The organism is Plantactinospora sp. B24E8, assembly GCF_039871735.1.
Lineage (GTDB): Bacteria > Actinomycetota > Actinomycetes > Mycobacteriales > Micromonosporaceae > Plantactinospora.
In genome coordinates this window covers 127,471-142,149 of sequence record NZ_JBDPMH010000016.1, presented here as the reverse complement: position 1 = coordinate 142,149, position 14,679 = coordinate 127,471, and the positions used below count along the sequence as shown (strand labels likewise).

The following is a 14,679-nucleotide window of genomic DNA, read 5'->3' as shown; positions in this document are numbered from 1 at the left end:
CGTCGGTCAGCGCCTCCTCGCTCTGGCCGCTGTGATCTGGCACAACACCAACATCGGCGCACCCAACCCACGATCACTCATCGCGTACGACCATTGACCAGCAAAGATTTAGGACTCAATCATCTAGGAGCGTCCAGACACGCCCGGCAGCAGGAGCCTCGCTCCTGAACGCGGCAGAGTGAGCTGCACTGACAGTCAAACCGTGCCTCCCGACCGTGCCGGCGCTTCTGCGGACCTCACCGACAACTCGCTTACGTGCCCGTTGCGTGCCCGATCAGCCAGTAAACCGGGGGCACTCGCGGCCAACAGCAGCAGGAGACGACAAAGGCCCCCAACCTGCGTTTCCGCAGGTCAGAGGCCTTGTCGTTCCCTGGTGGCGGGTAGAGGATTCGAACCTCTGTAGCTTTCGCGACGGATTTACAGTCCGCTCCCATTGGCCGCTCGGGCAACCCGCCTGGGCGTGCCGCCCCGCTAAGCGTGGCAGCGGAAGCAAGGATAGCGGTTGCATCGGGGGGCCGCGCAACCGGGTACGGTCGGCTTGTCGTACCGCCATCCGGCGGCCCCGGCACACCTTCATGACGCAGACAGCAGGAGCGCAACCATGGCAGCCAACCCGTCGTTCGACATCGTCAGCAAGGTCGACCGGCAGGAGATCGACAACGCCCTCCGGCAGGCCGAGAAGGAGCTCACCAGCCGGTTCGACTTCCGGGGCACCGGCGCCGCCATCTCCTGGTCCGGCGGCGACGAGGCGGTCAGCCTCGAGGCCGAGACGGAGGAGCGGGTCAAGGCGGCCCTGGACGTCTTCAAGGAGAAGCTGGTCAAGCGAAACATCTCCCTGAAGGCCCTGGACGCCGGCGAGCCGCGTTCGTCCGGCAAGGCGTACAAGATCGACTGCAGGATCATCCAGGGCATCGAGTCGGACAAGGCCAAGGCGATCAGCAAGAAGATCCGCGAGGAGGGCCCGAAGGGGGTCCAGGCGCAGATCCAGGGCGACCAGCTGCGGGTCACCGGCAAGAAGAAGGACGACCTGCAGGCGGTGATCGCGCTGCTCAAGGGCGAGGACTTCGGCGTGGCGCTGCAGTTCACCAACTACCGGTGACATGACCGCCGGAGCGTGACGAACTGTGCGGGGCGGCCCGGATCCGGGCCGCCCCGCACGTTCTGTCTAGTTCGCCGCCGGCGACTGCCCCGGCTCCCGGGTCTCGGCGATGATCCACCGCAGGTACTCCGGGTTGCCGTCGACGATCGGCACGGCGATCACGCAGGGCACCTCGTACGGGTGCTCCTGGTTCGCCCGAACCACGATCTCCGGCACCAGGGACCGCCGGGTGTGCAGCGCCACCCGGGCCTCGTCCTCGTCGTGGACGTTCCCCTCCCACCGGTAGATCGACCGGATCGCGGCGCTGTTGTGCCCGCAGGCGGCGAGCCGGTCCGTCACCAGCCGACGGGTGAACTCGGCCAGCCACTCCGCCTCCGCCGCGGTGACGATCACCTCGCAGGTCTCCTCCATGGCAGGAGGGTACGACCGGGGCTCACCGGCGGTCAGGCCGGGCGGCGAGCCTGGAGGCGATTCCGGCAGGCGTACGACCCGGCATGGCGTGGTCAGGCCCACAGGTAGAGGCCGTGTCCGGTACGCAGGAACGGTTCGACCCAGTCGAGGAACTCCTCCACCCACTCGTCCCGGACCGGGAGCTCCGCCGGGTCGAACGGCTCTGGTGCCCGGGCGCGTACGCCTCGGGGCACCGCCCGGTTGAACTCCCGGGTCACCTCCCGCACCCGCGCCACCTGCCCGGCGAGCGTCTGGATCGCCCTGTCCCGCTCGTGGTCCGCCCGGTCGTCAGCCGGCGACTCCGGTGGCGGGCCGGGCCGGGTCAGCGGTGCCGGGTCGGGCAGTTCGAACACCCGCTGACGGGCCTGCTGCAGGTTGTCCCGCCCGGCCCAGGCGTTGGTCCGCGACAGGGTCGTGTGGGCCCGTGCGGTCAGGGCGGCCTGTGCCTCGACCAGGTCGAGGTAGGCCTCCCAGGCGCGGAGATGACTGAGATGGTGCGACATCCGCCCGGCGCTGATCTGGCCGTACCACCACCGCCAGCGGCCAACCGCGTCGACGGCGGCAGCCGGCAGGAGGCTGCTGAACGCCTCCCTGCGCCAGGAGAGCGGAAACCGCGGATTGCCGCCGATCACGGTGACCCGGAAGTAGGGCGAGTGGCCGTTCTCGTCCGAACTGGTCACCAACCAGTTGCGCAGCCCGTCGACCACGTCGGCGTACCGCCCGGGGCCGACCACCTCGGCGTCCAGCTCCGGGTCGGGCCGCGACACGGGCGGCGCGACCGGGTCAGGCCGCGACGCACGCGGTACAACCGGGTCAGGCCGCGACGCACGCGGTACAACCGGGTCAGGCCGCGACGCACGCGGTACAACCGGGTCAGGCCGCAGCGGCGCGCGGTGCGGTTCGGGCGCCGCCCAGCCGCCGGGTGGCGCCACCGCCGCCTGCACATGTCGGGCCTGGAGAGCGACCAGTTCCCGCAGCTTGTCGAGGTCCGTCCCGGGACGGGGGCGTGCTGGTACCCAGTCGATCCCCACGCTGCGCAACGGTAACCGGACCGGGCCAAAGGTCAGCACCTGACCCGGTCGGGCCGGTCGGTCAGCTCGGTTCGGTGGCGAGGGCGCGCTCCAGGCGTACCTCGGCCAACGCCTCGGCCCGGGCGATCGAACCGGTCGGCAGCGCGGCGACCACCGCGGCGGCCGCGACGGCGACGCCGGCGAAGACGAACGCCCACGGTACGCCGACCAGGTCGACCAGGATGCCGGCTCCGGCGCCGCCGGCCGCGCTGGCCGCCACCGCCACGGTCACCACCCAGGTGTACGACTCGTTCAGCATGCTCGCCGGGGAGATCCGGCCGACCATGGTGTTCTCCAGGGTCAGCGCGGGGGCGATCGTCGCCCCGCCGACGACCAGCGCCACCCCGAGCGCGAGCGGTCCGGGCATCACCGCGAAGACCACGAAGGTGGCCGCGAGCAGGGCGAGGAGCTGGGCGAACTGTCGGGCTGCGTTGCGGGCCTGCGGCCGGGTGCCGAACCAGAACCCGCCGATCGCGCTGCCGGTCCCCCACATGGCGAGCAGGATGCCGGCCACACTCTCCGCGTTCGGCGCGTCGTGTGCGCTGGCGTACGCGGGTACGGCCACTCCGGCGGCGCCGAATGCGATGCCGAGCCCGGCCACGCAGAACAGCAGGGCGGGGAAGCCGCCGACCCGCAGTGGGCCGAGTCCCTTGGCGTGCGTGTCGTGCGGGTGCGGGCGCCAACCCCGCATCACCTTGCCGAGCGCGATCGTGACGGTGCCGGTCAGGGTCACCACGGCGGCGCCGACCAGCGCGGCAGCCGCGTCGGCGACCAGGACGAAGACCGCGACCAGGGTCGGGCCGACGACAAAAACGATCTCGAAGAGGGAGGTCTCGGCGGCCAGTGCGGTGTTGCGCAGGGCGTACCGGCCGGAGGCGGGGTCGGTGAGGTCGTTCCAGGCTCCCCGGATGGCGGCGGTCAACGGCGGGTACGTCGCCCCGGCGACCGCCGACGCGATGAAGATCAGCACGAGGGCGTCGGCTCCGGCGCGGCTGGCGAGCAGCAGGCCGATCAGCGCCACCGGGTGGGCGATCGCGGTGACCAGCAGTACGGGGCTGGGCCCGACCCGGTCCGCGATCCGGCCGGCGATCGGGCTGAGCGCGGCGCCGGCGAGCGCGTACACGCCACCGGCGACGGCGGCCAGCGAGTACCGGCCGGTGACCTGCTCGACGACCATCAGCAGGGCGAGCGGGGTCATGCCGATGCCGAGTCGCCCGACGATGCCGGCGATCAGCAGCATCGGCGCACCGGGGATCCGCCACACCTGCAGGTATTGACGCAGCGCGGTCACGAGCGGGCACTCCTTGAGGCGACAGAGGTCACGGCGGGACGGCGCCGTAATGAGTGGAAGTCGTATCGACCCTAACGCGGGCAGGTCGGCCAACCGAACCGGATTACGTTGACCATGACGCGACGTCAAGGTTTCTACTGATGTCATGCGGATCGGCGAACTCGCCGCACTGGTCGGGGTCTCCACCCGTGCCGTGCGGCACTACCACCACCTGGGGCTGCTTCCGGAACCGCACCGCCTCGGCAACGGCTATCGGGCGTACCGGCTGCGGGACGCGGTGCTGCTCGCCCGGATCCGCCGGCTCGCCGAACTCGGCCTGGCCCTGGACGAGATCCGCGACATCCTCGGCGACGCCCAGGGCCGGGAACTCCGCGAGGTGCTGGAGGAACTCGACGCCGACCTGGCCCGGCAGCAGGAGGCGCTGGCGACCCGCCGGCAACGGCTCGCGACCCTGCTGGCCGAGGCGGACCTGGACGTCGACTCGACGGTCCCGGAGCCGGTCCGCCGGATCGTGGGTTTCGACGTGCGGAACCTGGTCAGCCTCGCCCTCTGGGTCGCCGGTCGTCGACACGGGGTACCGAGGGGCGGGACCGCCGTCCCGTACACCGGTCCCCAGGCCGGGATGACGGTGGTCCTCCTGGTCGTGATGGTGATCGAGATGGTCGCGGTGGAGATCCTGCTGCGCGGGCTCGGCGCCCCGGTGGCGCTACGCACCCTGCTCCTGGTTCTCGAGGGGTACGGAATCCTGACCGTGCTCTCGGTCGTCGCGGCGATCGTCACCCGCCCGCACGTGATCACCGCCGACGAGGTCCGGATCCGCTACGGCGCCTTCTTCGACCTCCGGGTCCCGCGCCGGCTGATCGCCGAGGTCCGGCAGATCCGCCGGTACGACGAGTCCGGAACCGTCCGGGTCGACGGGGAGCGGCTCGCGGTCGCGGTCGGGGCGCAGACGAACCTGCTGCTGGAGTTGACCGAGCCGGTCACCGCGACACGTCCGCTCGGGCGGCGTGCCGAGGTCCGGACGGTCCGGTTCTTCGCCGACGACCCCGCCCCCGCCCTCGCCGCACTCCACCAGCGCCTCAAACCGGTGTCCCCCGGGCCGGCACCGGCGAGCTGATCCGCGGACGGTTCGGCCCCGGCACTCGTTCGAGTGCCGGGGCCGGGACGAGATTGACCGCCGCAGGTGGGGCCGGAATCAGCGCTTGTACTGCACCGGGCCGGCGCTGTACGCCATCTGCTCCAGGCGGCGTACCCGCTCCTCCATGTTGGGGTGGGTGGAGAAGAGATTCGCCACCCCACCACCCTTGAACGGGTTGTCGATCATCAGGTGGGCGGTGCTGGTCAGCCGGTTGTCGGCCGGCAGTGGCAGCCGCTGGGTACCAGCGTGGATCTTGCGTAGGGCGCTGGCCAGCGCCAGCGGGTCCCGGGTCAGCCGGGCGCCGGAGGCGTCCGCCTGGAACTCCCGGTTACGGCTGATCGCAAGCTGGATCAGGGTCGCCGCGATCGGGCCCAGGATGAGTGTCAGCAGCAGTACGGCCGGGTTCGGCGCGTCCTCGTCGTCCCCGCCGCCGAGCGGGATGAACCAGGCGAGGTTGGCCAGCAGGGTGATGATGCCGGCCAGGCCGGCGGCCACGCTGGAGATCAGAATGTCCCGGTTGTAGACGTGCGACAGCTCGTGTCCGATCACGCCGCGCAGCTCCCGGTAGTCCAGGATCTGCGTGATGCCCTGGGTGACCGCGACCGCCGCGTGCTGCGGGTTACGTCCGGTCGCGAACGCGTTGGGTTGCATGGTCGGGCTGACGTAGAGCCGCGGCATCGGCTGACCGGCCTCGGTCGCCAGCTCCCGGACCATCTGGTAGAGCGCCGGAAACTCGGCCTCGCTGACCGGTTGCGCCCGCATCGCGCGCAGCGCGAGCTTGTCCGACCAGAAGTAGCTGGCCGCGTTCATGGCCAGCGAGATCAGCACGGCGATCACCAGACCGCCGCTGCCGCCGAACCAGTAACCGACGCCGAGGATCAGAGCGGTGAGCAGGCCAAGTAGCGCGGCTGTTTTGAGCCCGTTTCGATGGCTATGCACGATAACTCCTTCGGTGCGCGGGCAGGTGGGCCCGCTGACCGGTTCAACAACCGGATACCCGCTCAACAATCCGGATATGACTGTGAACTAGCTGGGAAAACGGCCCGTTGTCACAGGCCGGCGACGTCCAGCACGAGTTGCGGGGCGACGCCGACGACAACCGCCACCACGGTCGCGCCGGCCAGTACGGCGACAACCGCCCAGCTGGGTCGGACCGCCACCGCACCGGGCACGGCCACACCGTCGGCCGGCACCGCCGGCGCGGCCGGATCGGCCGGCACCGGCGGGGCGGCGGCCGTACCGGCCCGGGAAGCGGCCGGCTGCGGGGCGGGGTCGGACGTCCGGGCGGTGTCGGGTGCCGGGGCGTACAGGGCGGCGGCGACCCGTACGTAGTAGGCGAGCCCGACCACCGCGTTCAGCGCCACCACCACGGCGAGCCAGCCGGCACCGCCGTCCAGCAGCGCCCGGACCACGGTGACCTTGGCGAACAGCCCGGCCAGCCCGGGCGGCAACCCGGCCAGACCGATCAGGGCGAGCACAAACGCCGCCCCGGTCCAGGGCCGGCGGCGAGCCGCGCCCCGGTAGTCGTCGAGCTCGCCGCCGTCGGCGACCGCCGGCCGCAGCGCGACCACCGCGGCGAACGCGGCCAACTCCAGCAGTACAAAAAAGACCGTGTACGCGACCGCGGCGGCGACCGCCGTGTCGAGTGCCTCCGGGGTACGGCCAGCAGAGAGTGCCAGCGCGCCGAGCGGGGCGAGGATGTAGCCCGCCTGGGCCACCGACGACCAGGCGAGCAGGCGTACCATCCGGCGCTGGCGCAGCGCGACCAGGTTGCCGACGGTCATGGTCAGCACCGCGACGATCGCCAGCACCGGGCCGGTCACCTCGGCCGGCAGTGCGGTCGGGGCGCCGGGCGCGGTGGCCGGCGACCCGGTTGGCGCGGACGGGATGACCGCCTGGACCACGCCGCTGCCGACAACCGCGAGCAACGCGACCACCCCGCCGAGTTTCGAGGCGGTGGAGAGGTACGCGGCGACCGGCACCGGTGCCCCGTCGTAGGTGGCCGGGGCCCAGGCGTGGAACGGCACCGCCGCCACCTTGAAGACCAGCCCGAGCACCACCAGCGCCACCGCGACCACCGCCAGCGGCAGGTCCAGCAGGGTCGGCCCGGCCTCGAAGGCGGCGCCGAGCAGGCTCAGGTGCACCACCCCGGTGACCGCGTAGAGCAGTGCCGCGCCGAGCAGGGTCACCGCGGTCGCCACCACGCTGACCACAAAAAACGTCAGCGCCGCCTCGGCGCCGGCGACGCTGCGCTGCCGGAGCCCGACCAGGACGTAGAGCGGCAGGGTCAGCGTCTCCAGCGCCACGACCAGGGTGATCAGGTCACCGGCGGCGCCGAGCACCACGCCGCCGGTCATCGAGCAGGCGAGCAGGAAGCAGTACTCGCCCGGCGGCACCCGCCCGGCGCGCAGCAGCGGCGCCGACAGTGCCAGCACCCCGAGGGTGAGCAGTGCGAACAGGCAACCGACCAGGGCTGCCCTGCCCGTCCACTGGTAGGAGCAGCCGTCGCCGACGCAGAACGTCCGCCGGTCGCCGGCCTGCACCCTGACCACGACCGCGCCGATCCCGGTGGCGACCGCCCCGGCGGCGAAGGCGGCCACCGTCGCGCCCCGCCGGGCGACCAGCAGGTCGGCCAGGAGCACGAGTACGGCGGTGCCGGCGGCCAGGTACGCCGGCAGCAGCGCCACGTTGTCCACGGTCTGGGTCACGGCAGCTCCCACCGTCGGCTCATCGGACCACGCCGGCCCAGGTCACGGCCACCGGCCACGGTCGGCTCACCGGATCTGCCCCCAGCAGGATCCCGGCCCGGGTCACGGCCACCGGCCACGGTCGGCTCACCGGATCTGCCCCCAGCAGGATCCCGGCCCGGGTCACGGCCACCGGCCACGGTCGGCTCACCGGATCGCCTCCAGCAGGATCCCGACCGGGGTCTCGGCCACGCCGAGCACCAGGGTCGGGGCGAGGCCGATGGCGAGCGCGAGCAGCACCAGCGGCGCCCAGGCGGCCAGTTCGGCGCCGCTGAGCCCGGGGGTCAGGGTGAGCACCGCCGGGCTCGCCGGTCCGTGGCTGACCCGGCGCAGCAGCCGGAGCAGGTAGGCGGCGGTGAGCGCCCCGCCGAACGCGGCCAGCACGGCCAGGGTGGTCCAGAGTGGGCCGCCGCGCTGCCAGGCGGCGACCACGGCGAACGCCTCGCCCCAGAAGCCGGCGAGGCCGGGCAGCCCGAGTGAGGCGATCGCGGCGAAGCCGAGCAGCCCGGCCAGCCGGGGTGTCGACTCGCGCAGCCCGCCCAGCTCGGTCAGGGCGCCGGTGTGCGTACGGTCCTTGATCGCCCCGGCGAGGAAGAAGAGCAGTCCGGTGATGACGCCGTGCGCGATGTTGCCGATCAGCGCCGCCTGGATCCCGGTGGCGGTCAGGGTGGCGATGCCGAGCAGCACAAAGCCCATGTGCCCGACGCTGGAGTACGCGATCAGCCGCTTCAGCTCGCTCTGCGCCAGGCAGACCAGCGAACCGACGATGATCGCCGCGACGGCGAGGATACCGAGCACCGGGGCGGCCCACCGGGCGCCCTCGGGGGCGACTCCGACCGCCACCCGGATCAGCCCGTACGTCCCCATCTTCAGCAGTACGCCGGCGAGGATGACGCTGCCGACGGTCGGCGCCTGGGTGTGCGCGTCCGGCAGCCAGGAGTGCAGCGGCCAGAGTGGGCTCTTCACCGCGAACGCGATCGCCAGCAGGATGAACGCGGCCAGTTGGGTGCCCCGGGACAGTCCGCCGCCGCCGGTCAGCGTCACCAGGTCGGCGGTGCCGGCGGCGGTGGTCACGGTGAGAACGCCGACCAGCAGCAGTACCGAGCCGAAGAGGGTGTAGAGGGCGAACTTGCGGGCCGCGTGCCGGGCCCGGTCGCGCACCGGCGAGCCGTACGGCGGGTAGCGGCGCGGCATCTCCGGCCCCTCGCCGCCCCAGATGGCGATGATCGCGTACATCGGGAGCAGCACGACCTCGAAGAAGAGGAAGAAGAGCACGAGGTCGAGGGCGAGGAAGGTGCCGAGGATGCCGACCTCGACGACTAGCAGCAGGGCGACCAGGGTCCGGCCGCGTCCCGGGGTGGGCACCCGCCACAGGGTGTAGCCGCAGCAGAGCAGCGTCAGCAGTGCGGTGAGCACCACCAGCGGATAGGAGACCCCGTCGACCCCGAGGTGGAAGCGCAGGTCGAGGCCGGGTACCCAGGTCAGGTCCAGGTCGTGCCAGGGACGGATCCCGGGCGGGCCGGCGGTCTGTGGCCGGTAGCCGAACCAGCCGCCGCTGCCGGTGTTCGCGCCGACCGCGAGCAGGGCGGCGACCACGAGGGTGGCGGCGGCGAAGGCCGTGCCGGTGATCCGGGCCGCCCGGTCGGCCCGGGCCGGAAACAGGGCGAGCAGCAACGCCCCGAGAGCGGGCAGCCCGACGGTGGCGACCAGCCCGACCCCGCCGAGGGTGACCGTCCCGTCCGGGTTCACGTCGCACCTCCCCAGGCGAGTGCGGCGGCGCCGAGCAGCAGGGCGCCGGCCAGCACCGCCGCCACCGCCCGGGGTACGCCGGCCCGGTGCAGCAGCTCCAGTCCGATGCCGAGCCCGGTGGTGGCCCGGCCGGTTCCCTCGACCGCCCCGTCCACCACCACCTCGTCGGTACGTCTCGCCAGCCGGCCGAGGGCCCGGACCGGCCGTACGACGAGGGTGTGCTGGACCTCGTCGAGCCAGAAGGCGCCGGCGAAGGCCGGGCGCAGCGGACCCAGCGCGGTAGCCGGGTCGACGGTCGGGTCGGCCCGCCAGCGCCACCAGGCGAGTCCCGCGCCGACCAGCATCAGCGCCACCGGGATGACCACGAAGCCGTCCAGGTGGGCCTCGTCCAGGTCGAGCGCGGACCGGAACGGGTCGACGAAAACCAGCAGCCCGAGCGCCACGGTCGGAACCGCGAGCAGCAGGATCGGCCAGCGCAGCAGCCCCGGCGGATCGTGCGGTACGCCGGCCCGGGTCGGTGCGGGGGCGCTGGCCGGCGCGTCGATCGGCGCGGTCCCGACGGTACGGTCGGCTGCCGGGGCGGGGGCGTCCAGCGACACCGCCTCCGGGGTGTCGGTCGGTGCGCCGTCGATCGGGTGCGGCTGGGCCCGGGACGGGCCGAGGAAGGTGCGCAGCAGCAGCCGGGTGGCGTACCAGGCGGTGAGGACGACCCCGACCAGGCCGGCGATCCAGACCAGCCAGCCGACCCAGGCGGCGGTCGGGCCGGTGTGGTGCCGGGCGGCCTGCTCGGCGACGACCAGGATGTTGTCCTTGCTCCAGAAGCCGGCCAGTGGCGGCACCCCGGCCAACGCGCCGAGCCCGACCAGGGTGCACCAGAAGGTGACCGGCATCGGCCGACGCAGCCCACCCATCGCGGACATCAGGTTGCTGCCGACCGCGTGGATCACCGCACCGGCGGCGAGGAACAGCAGCGCCTTGAACGCGGCGTGGCTGAGCAGGTGGAACAGCGCGGCGGGCGGCGAACCGACGGCGAGCGCCCCGGCCATGTAGCCGATCTGCGACACCGTCGACCAGGCCAGCACCCGTTTGATGTCGTCCTGGGCGGTCGCGGCGAGCGCGCCGAGCAGCAGCGTCACCGCGCCCAGCACGCCGAGCACGGCCAGCGCCGCCGGGGCCGCCGCGAAGAGCGGGAAGAGCCGGGTGACGGCGTAGATGCCGGCCGCCACCATGGTCGCGGCGTGGATCAGGGCGGAGATCGGGGTCGGGCCGGCCATCGCGTCCGGCAGCCAGGTGTGCAGCGGGAACTGGGCGCTCTTGCCGGCGACCCCGGCGAGCAGCAGCAGGCAGGCGGCGGTGAGCTGGCCGGTCGAGTAGTCGTGGGCGAGCACGTCGGCGATCCGGAAACTGCCGGCGGCCACGCCGAGCAGCACGATGCCGAGCAGGAAGCCGACGTCGCCGACCCGGGTGACCAGGAACGCCTTGACGGCGGCGGCCGGCGCCTCGGGCAGCCGCCGGTCGTGGCCGATGAGGAGGTAGGAGCAGATGCCCATCACCTCCCAGCCGACCAGCAGCAGGATCAGGTCGCCGGAGACCACCACCAGCAGCATCGCGGCGGTGAAGAGGCTGATCTGCGCGGCGTACGGGGCGTACCGGTCGTCGTCGCGCAGGTAGCCGACGGAGTAGACCTGCACGGCCGTCGCCACCGCGGCGACGGCGACCGCGACCAGGGCGGCGGCCGGGTCGAGCCGGACGCCGAGCGTGACGGAGAAGCCGCCGACGTTGATCCACTCGGCGGCGGCGTCGGTGGACCGACCGCTCAGGGTCAGCAGCAGGGCGACCGCGACCGCCAGCGACACCGCCGCGCCGGTGGTGCCGAGCGCCGCCGCGCCGAGCCGGGACCGCTGCGGCAGCAGCAGCCCGACCAGGGCCAGCCCGAACGGTACGGCGGGCAGCAGCACGCCCAGCGTGTGCGCGGCGGTCACGTCCCCGCTCCCCTCGTCGTCGGCCCGTCGGGAGCCGGTGCGACCGGCGGCGCCGCGACGATCGCCTGCGGTCCGGTGTCCGGGGTGTGTCCGTCGAGGCGTACGTCGTCGACGACCACCGTGCCCCGCAGCCGGAAGAGCTGGAGCACGATGGCCAGCCCGACCCCCACCTCGGCGGCGGCGATCACGATGACGAACAGGGTGAACGCCTGCCCGGTGAACGGCAGCGCGGCGGCGGTCTCGGCGGCCGGGGACGGCTGTGGGGCGACCGGCGCCGGGACGGCCCGGCCGGTCGCGGTCGCCAGCGGAGCGGTGTTGGCGGTGACCAGCAGCAGGTTGACCGCGTTCAGCATCAGCTCGACGGACATCAGCACCAGGACGGCGTTGCGGCGGCGCAGGACGCCGTACACGCCGAGGCCGAAGAGCAACGCGGCGACGACGTACGGGATGACGGGTCTCACCGGTCACGCCCCGGGATCCGTACGCTGATCGCGATCGCCCCGACCAGGGCGGAGAGCAGCAGTACGGAGAGCACCTCGAACGGCAGCACCCAGGAGCTGAACAGTTCGGTGCCGAGCCGCTCCGCCGTCCCCGGCTCCGGCAACTCCACGGTCGACCACCGGTACGCGTCGACCAGCAGGGCGGCGAGGCCGAGCCCGGTCCCGCCGCCGATCAACGCGCCCGGCCAGCCGGGGCGGTCGAGGTCGTCGGCGGCCCCGATCGGCGCCCGGGTCAGCATCACCGCGAAGAGCAGCAGGACGACCACGGCGCCGACGTAGATCAGCAACTGCACCCAGGCGACGAGTTCGGCGGTCAGCACCAGGAAGAGGCCGGCGACGGCGGCCAGGGTGACCACCAGATAGAGGCCGGCCCGGACCAGGTGCCGGGTGGTCACCACCAGCACCCCGGAGCCGACCGCGACCGCACCCAGGGCCAGCATCAGTACGTCGGCGGCGGTCACGAGGGGCCCTCGGCGGCGGCCTTGCGCGCGGCGGTGGCCTCCTCCTTCGACGGTTCACCGTTCGGGTCGTGTGCGGGCGGCGGCGGCACGGTCGCCATCCACTGCCCGAGGTGCTCCTTGTCGTGCAGCAGGTCCCGGATGTCGTACTCGGCGTACTCGAACTCGGGTGACCAGTAGAGGGCGTCGAACGGGCAGACCTCGACGCAGATGCCGCAGTACATGCAGAGCGAGAAGTCGATGTCGAAGCGGTCCAGCACGTTGCGCTGACGCGGCCGGGCCGCGCCGGGCATCGCCACCTCCTCCTTGTGGGAGTCGATGTAGATGCACCAGTCCGGGCACTCCCGGGCGCACAGCATGCAGACCGTGCAGTTCTCCGCCAGCAGCGCGATGACGCCCCGGGAGCGGGGTGGCAGGTCGGGCTGGACGTCCGGGTACTGCTGGGTGTGCGAGCGGCGGGTCATCGTCTTGAGGGTGACGGCCAGCCCCTTCGCCAGTCCTTCGCCGGGTACGTTCATGCCGACTCCCCGCTCCGCTCGTCGTCGTCATGAACGCCGAGACTGAGCTGGCTGGTTCGCTCGCTCCGCTCGCTCATGCGCCATATCCTGCCGTGTCGGCCGTTCCGGCGCGACCACCCCCACCCGACGGAAGCGGTACGGTGGCACTGGGTGATTGCGCCCCGACACCTCGAAGAGGAGCAGCGCCATGACCGCGGCCCTGAGCGACGCGTACCCGCCCACCGGCGGGTGGACCACCGACGATCTCGACGCCATGCCCGACGACGGCCACCGCCGCGAGCTTCTCGACGGAGTTCTGATCATGTCGCCCTCCCCCACCGCGGCTCACCAGACCGTCGCCGGACGCCTGATGGTCGCTCTGGAAGAGGACTGCCCGGACGAGTACGACGTCACCCAGGCGGTGGAGGTACGGATCAGCAATCGACGGTCTTTCATACCGGACGTCCTGGTCACCACCGCCGCCGCCGCGGCCCGACGCACCGCCAAGTACGAGCCACACGAGGTGGTGCTCGCCGTGGAGATCGTCTCGGAGAGTTCGGAGAGTATGGACCGGGTCCTCAAACCGGCGCTGTACGCCAAGGCCGGCATCCCGTTCTACTGGCGGATCGAAATCAGGGACGGGCTGGTCGTGCACACCCACAAGATTGATCCGGTGAACGAGATCTACGTCGAGACCGGCCGCTGGACAAAGTACGTCGACACCGGCGAACCCTGGCCGATCAACCTGCCGATCAGCCGGCTGATCCCGCGTCATTTCTAGCTGCAACTCCAGCCACGAACCACGGACAGTCACCACGGATGTCCCGCCGGATCCTGGTCGGAGTCAGAGATGCGATCCGCCGGTCGCGTCGATGTTCTGGCCGCTGATCCAGCGCGCGTCCGACGAGGCGACGAAGGCCACCACGTCGGCGATGTCGGCGGGTTGACCAACCCGGTTGAAGGTCGAGTACGCCGCCGCGTGCGTCCACGCGTCCGGGTTGTCGCGCAACCAACCGGCGTTGACATCGGTGTCGACGATGCCCGGCGAGACGGAGTTGACGGTGATGTTCCGTGGCCCCAGGGCCTTGGCCAGGGTGAGGCTGAAGGTGTCCAACGCGCCCTTGGACATCGAGTAGGCGATCGTCTCGGGATAGGCGATCCGGGTCACGCCGGAGCCGATGTTGATGATCCGACCGTTGTCACGGATGCGATCCAGACCCTGCTGGACGAGGAAGAGCGGCGCCTTGACGTTGACGGCGAAGAGCGCGTCGAACTCCGCCGGGGTAACCCCGTCGAGCGCCTCCGAGCGGGCGATGGCCGCGTTGTTGACCAGGATGTCGAGGCCGGGCTCGACGTCGAGGGCGTGCAGCCCGGCGTCGAAGCCGGACCACACGGTGGCCACGTCACCGGGTACGCCGAGCTCGGCGCGAACCGGGAACGCCCGGCCGCCGGCGCCTGCGATCAGGTCGATCGTCTCCTTCGCCGCGGCCTCGTTGCTGCCGTAGTGCACGGCCACGAGCGCCCCCTCGGCGGCGAGCCGGAGGGCGATGGCACGGCCGATGCCGCGACTGGCTCCGGTGACGAGCGCCGTCTTGCCGGTCAACGTACCCACGGGGATCCGCCTTTCTGTAGTCATCACTACATAAAGGCTATGGTCGCTTCTGTAGCAAGCGCTATAGAATGGATGTGTGACGACGA

14 protein-coding genes, 1 tRNA gene and 1 pseudogene are annotated in these 14,679 nt (G+C 72.1%); 4 read left to right on the top strand and 12 right to left on the bottom strand.

The window, feature by feature from the left end; translation table 11 throughout:
* Positions 1–97: pseudogene (locus ABGB21_RS22670) on the top strand (IS982 family transposase); the annotation flags it as partial.
* Between the two features lie 274 nt (positions 98–371).
* Here ABGB21_RS22670 and ABGB21_RS22665 read toward each other — a convergent pair.
* A tRNA-Tyr gene (locus tag ABGB21_RS22665) sits at positions 372–455 on the bottom strand.
* A gap of 146 nt (positions 456–601) precedes the next feature.
* Here ABGB21_RS22665 and ABGB21_RS22660 point away from each other — a divergent pair.
* Positions 602–1,099, top strand: coding sequence for a YajQ family cyclic di-GMP-binding protein (locus ABGB21_RS22660; protein WP_347654169.1), 498 nt, complete (start codon positions 602–604; stop codon positions 1,097–1,099).
* A 66-nt stretch (positions 1,100–1,165) separates the two neighbouring features.
* Here the strand turns inward: ABGB21_RS22660 and cutA are convergent, their stop codons facing one another.
* From cutA to ABGB21_RS22645, 3 genes are all read right to left on the bottom strand, one after another.
* A complete protein-coding gene (gene cutA / locus ABGB21_RS22655) occupies positions 1,166–1,510 on the bottom strand; it encodes a divalent-cation tolerance protein CutA (RefSeq protein WP_347679401.1) in 345 nt (114 codons plus the stop codon).
* Positions 1,511–1,602: 92 nt separating this feature from the next.
* Positions 1,603–2,316: a hypothetical protein gene (locus ABGB21_RS22650; protein WP_347654171.1), complete on the bottom strand. Its 714-nt coding sequence runs from the start codon at positions 2,314–2,316 to the stop codon at positions 1,603–1,605.
* A gap of 325 nt (positions 2,317–2,641) precedes the next feature.
* The gene (locus ABGB21_RS22645) at positions 2,642–3,910 is read right to left on the bottom strand and encodes an MFS transporter (protein ID WP_347654172.1); all 1,269 of its coding nucleotides are present in this window, start codon (positions 3,908–3,910) and stop codon (positions 2,642–2,644) included.
* 145 nt (positions 3,911–4,055) lie between these two features.
* Between ABGB21_RS22645 and ABGB21_RS22640 the strand changes: the two genes are divergently transcribed.
* Positions 4,056–5,027 (top strand): MerR family transcriptional regulator, encoded by a 972-nt coding sequence (locus ABGB21_RS22640; RefSeq protein WP_347679399.1) that lies wholly within the window; start codon positions 4,056–4,058, stop codon positions 5,025–5,027.
* A gap of 78 nt (positions 5,028–5,105) precedes the next feature.
* On the opposite strand, the gene htpX is transcribed toward ABGB21_RS22640, so the two are convergent.
* The 7 genes from htpX to ABGB21_RS22605 form a co-directional block, all read right to left on the bottom strand.
* A complete protein-coding gene (gene htpX, locus ABGB21_RS22635) occupies positions 5,106–5,987 on the bottom strand; it encodes a zinc metalloprotease HtpX (RefSeq protein WP_347679397.1) in 882 nt (293 codons plus the stop codon).
* Positions 5,988–6,097: 110 nt separating this feature from the next.
* On the bottom strand, positions 6,098–7,756 hold the full coding sequence (locus ABGB21_RS22630; RefSeq protein WP_347654176.1) for a proton-conducting transporter membrane subunit: 1,659 nt from the start codon (positions 7,754–7,756) through the stop codon (positions 6,098–6,100).
* 186 nt (positions 7,757–7,942) lie between these two features.
* Positions 7,943–9,544, bottom strand: coding sequence for an NADH-quinone oxidoreductase subunit M (locus tag ABGB21_RS22625; protein WP_347679395.1), 1,602 nt, complete (start codon positions 9,542–9,544; stop codon positions 7,943–7,945).
* Positions 9,541–11,526 (bottom strand): NADH-quinone oxidoreductase subunit L, encoded by a 1,986-nt coding sequence (locus ABGB21_RS22620; protein ID WP_347679393.1) that lies wholly within the window; start codon positions 11,524–11,526, stop codon positions 9,541–9,543. Before ABGB21_RS22620 ends, ABGB21_RS22625 begins: the two co-directional genes overlap by 4 nt.
* Positions 11,523–11,987 carry an NADH-quinone oxidoreductase subunit NuoK gene (locus ABGB21_RS22615; protein WP_347654179.1) on the bottom strand — a complete coding sequence of 155 codons (465 nt, stop codon included), beginning with the start codon at positions 11,985–11,987 and terminating at the stop codon, positions 11,523–11,525. The genes ABGB21_RS22620 and ABGB21_RS22615 overlap by 4 nt, the downstream gene beginning before the upstream one ends.
* Positions 11,984–12,487 carry an NADH-quinone oxidoreductase subunit J gene (locus ABGB21_RS22610; protein ID WP_347654180.1) on the bottom strand — a complete coding sequence of 168 codons (504 nt, stop codon included), beginning with the start codon at positions 12,485–12,487 and terminating at the stop codon, positions 11,984–11,986. Before ABGB21_RS22610 ends, ABGB21_RS22615 begins: the two co-directional genes overlap by 4 nt.
* A complete protein-coding gene (locus tag ABGB21_RS22605; protein ID WP_347654181.1) occupies positions 12,484–13,002 on the bottom strand; it encodes an NADH-quinone oxidoreductase subunit I in 519 nt (172 codons plus the stop codon). The genes ABGB21_RS22610 and ABGB21_RS22605 overlap by 4 nt, the downstream gene beginning before the upstream one ends.
* A 187-nt stretch (positions 13,003–13,189) precedes the next feature.
* On the opposite strand from ABGB21_RS22605, the gene ABGB21_RS22600 reads away from it, so the two are divergent.
* Complete coding sequence (locus tag ABGB21_RS22600; protein ID WP_347654182.1) at positions 13,190–13,762, top strand: Uma2 family endonuclease; 573 nt, start codon at positions 13,190–13,192, stop codon at positions 13,760–13,762.
* A 63-nt stretch (positions 13,763–13,825) separates the two neighbouring features.
* Here the strand turns inward: ABGB21_RS22600 and ABGB21_RS22595 are convergent, their stop codons facing one another.
* Positions 13,826–14,593, bottom strand: a complete 768-nt coding sequence (locus tag ABGB21_RS22595; protein ID WP_347679391.1) for an SDR family oxidoreductase — start codon at positions 14,591–14,593, stop codon at positions 13,826–13,828.
* Positions 14,594–14,679: the final 86 nt, after the last annotated feature.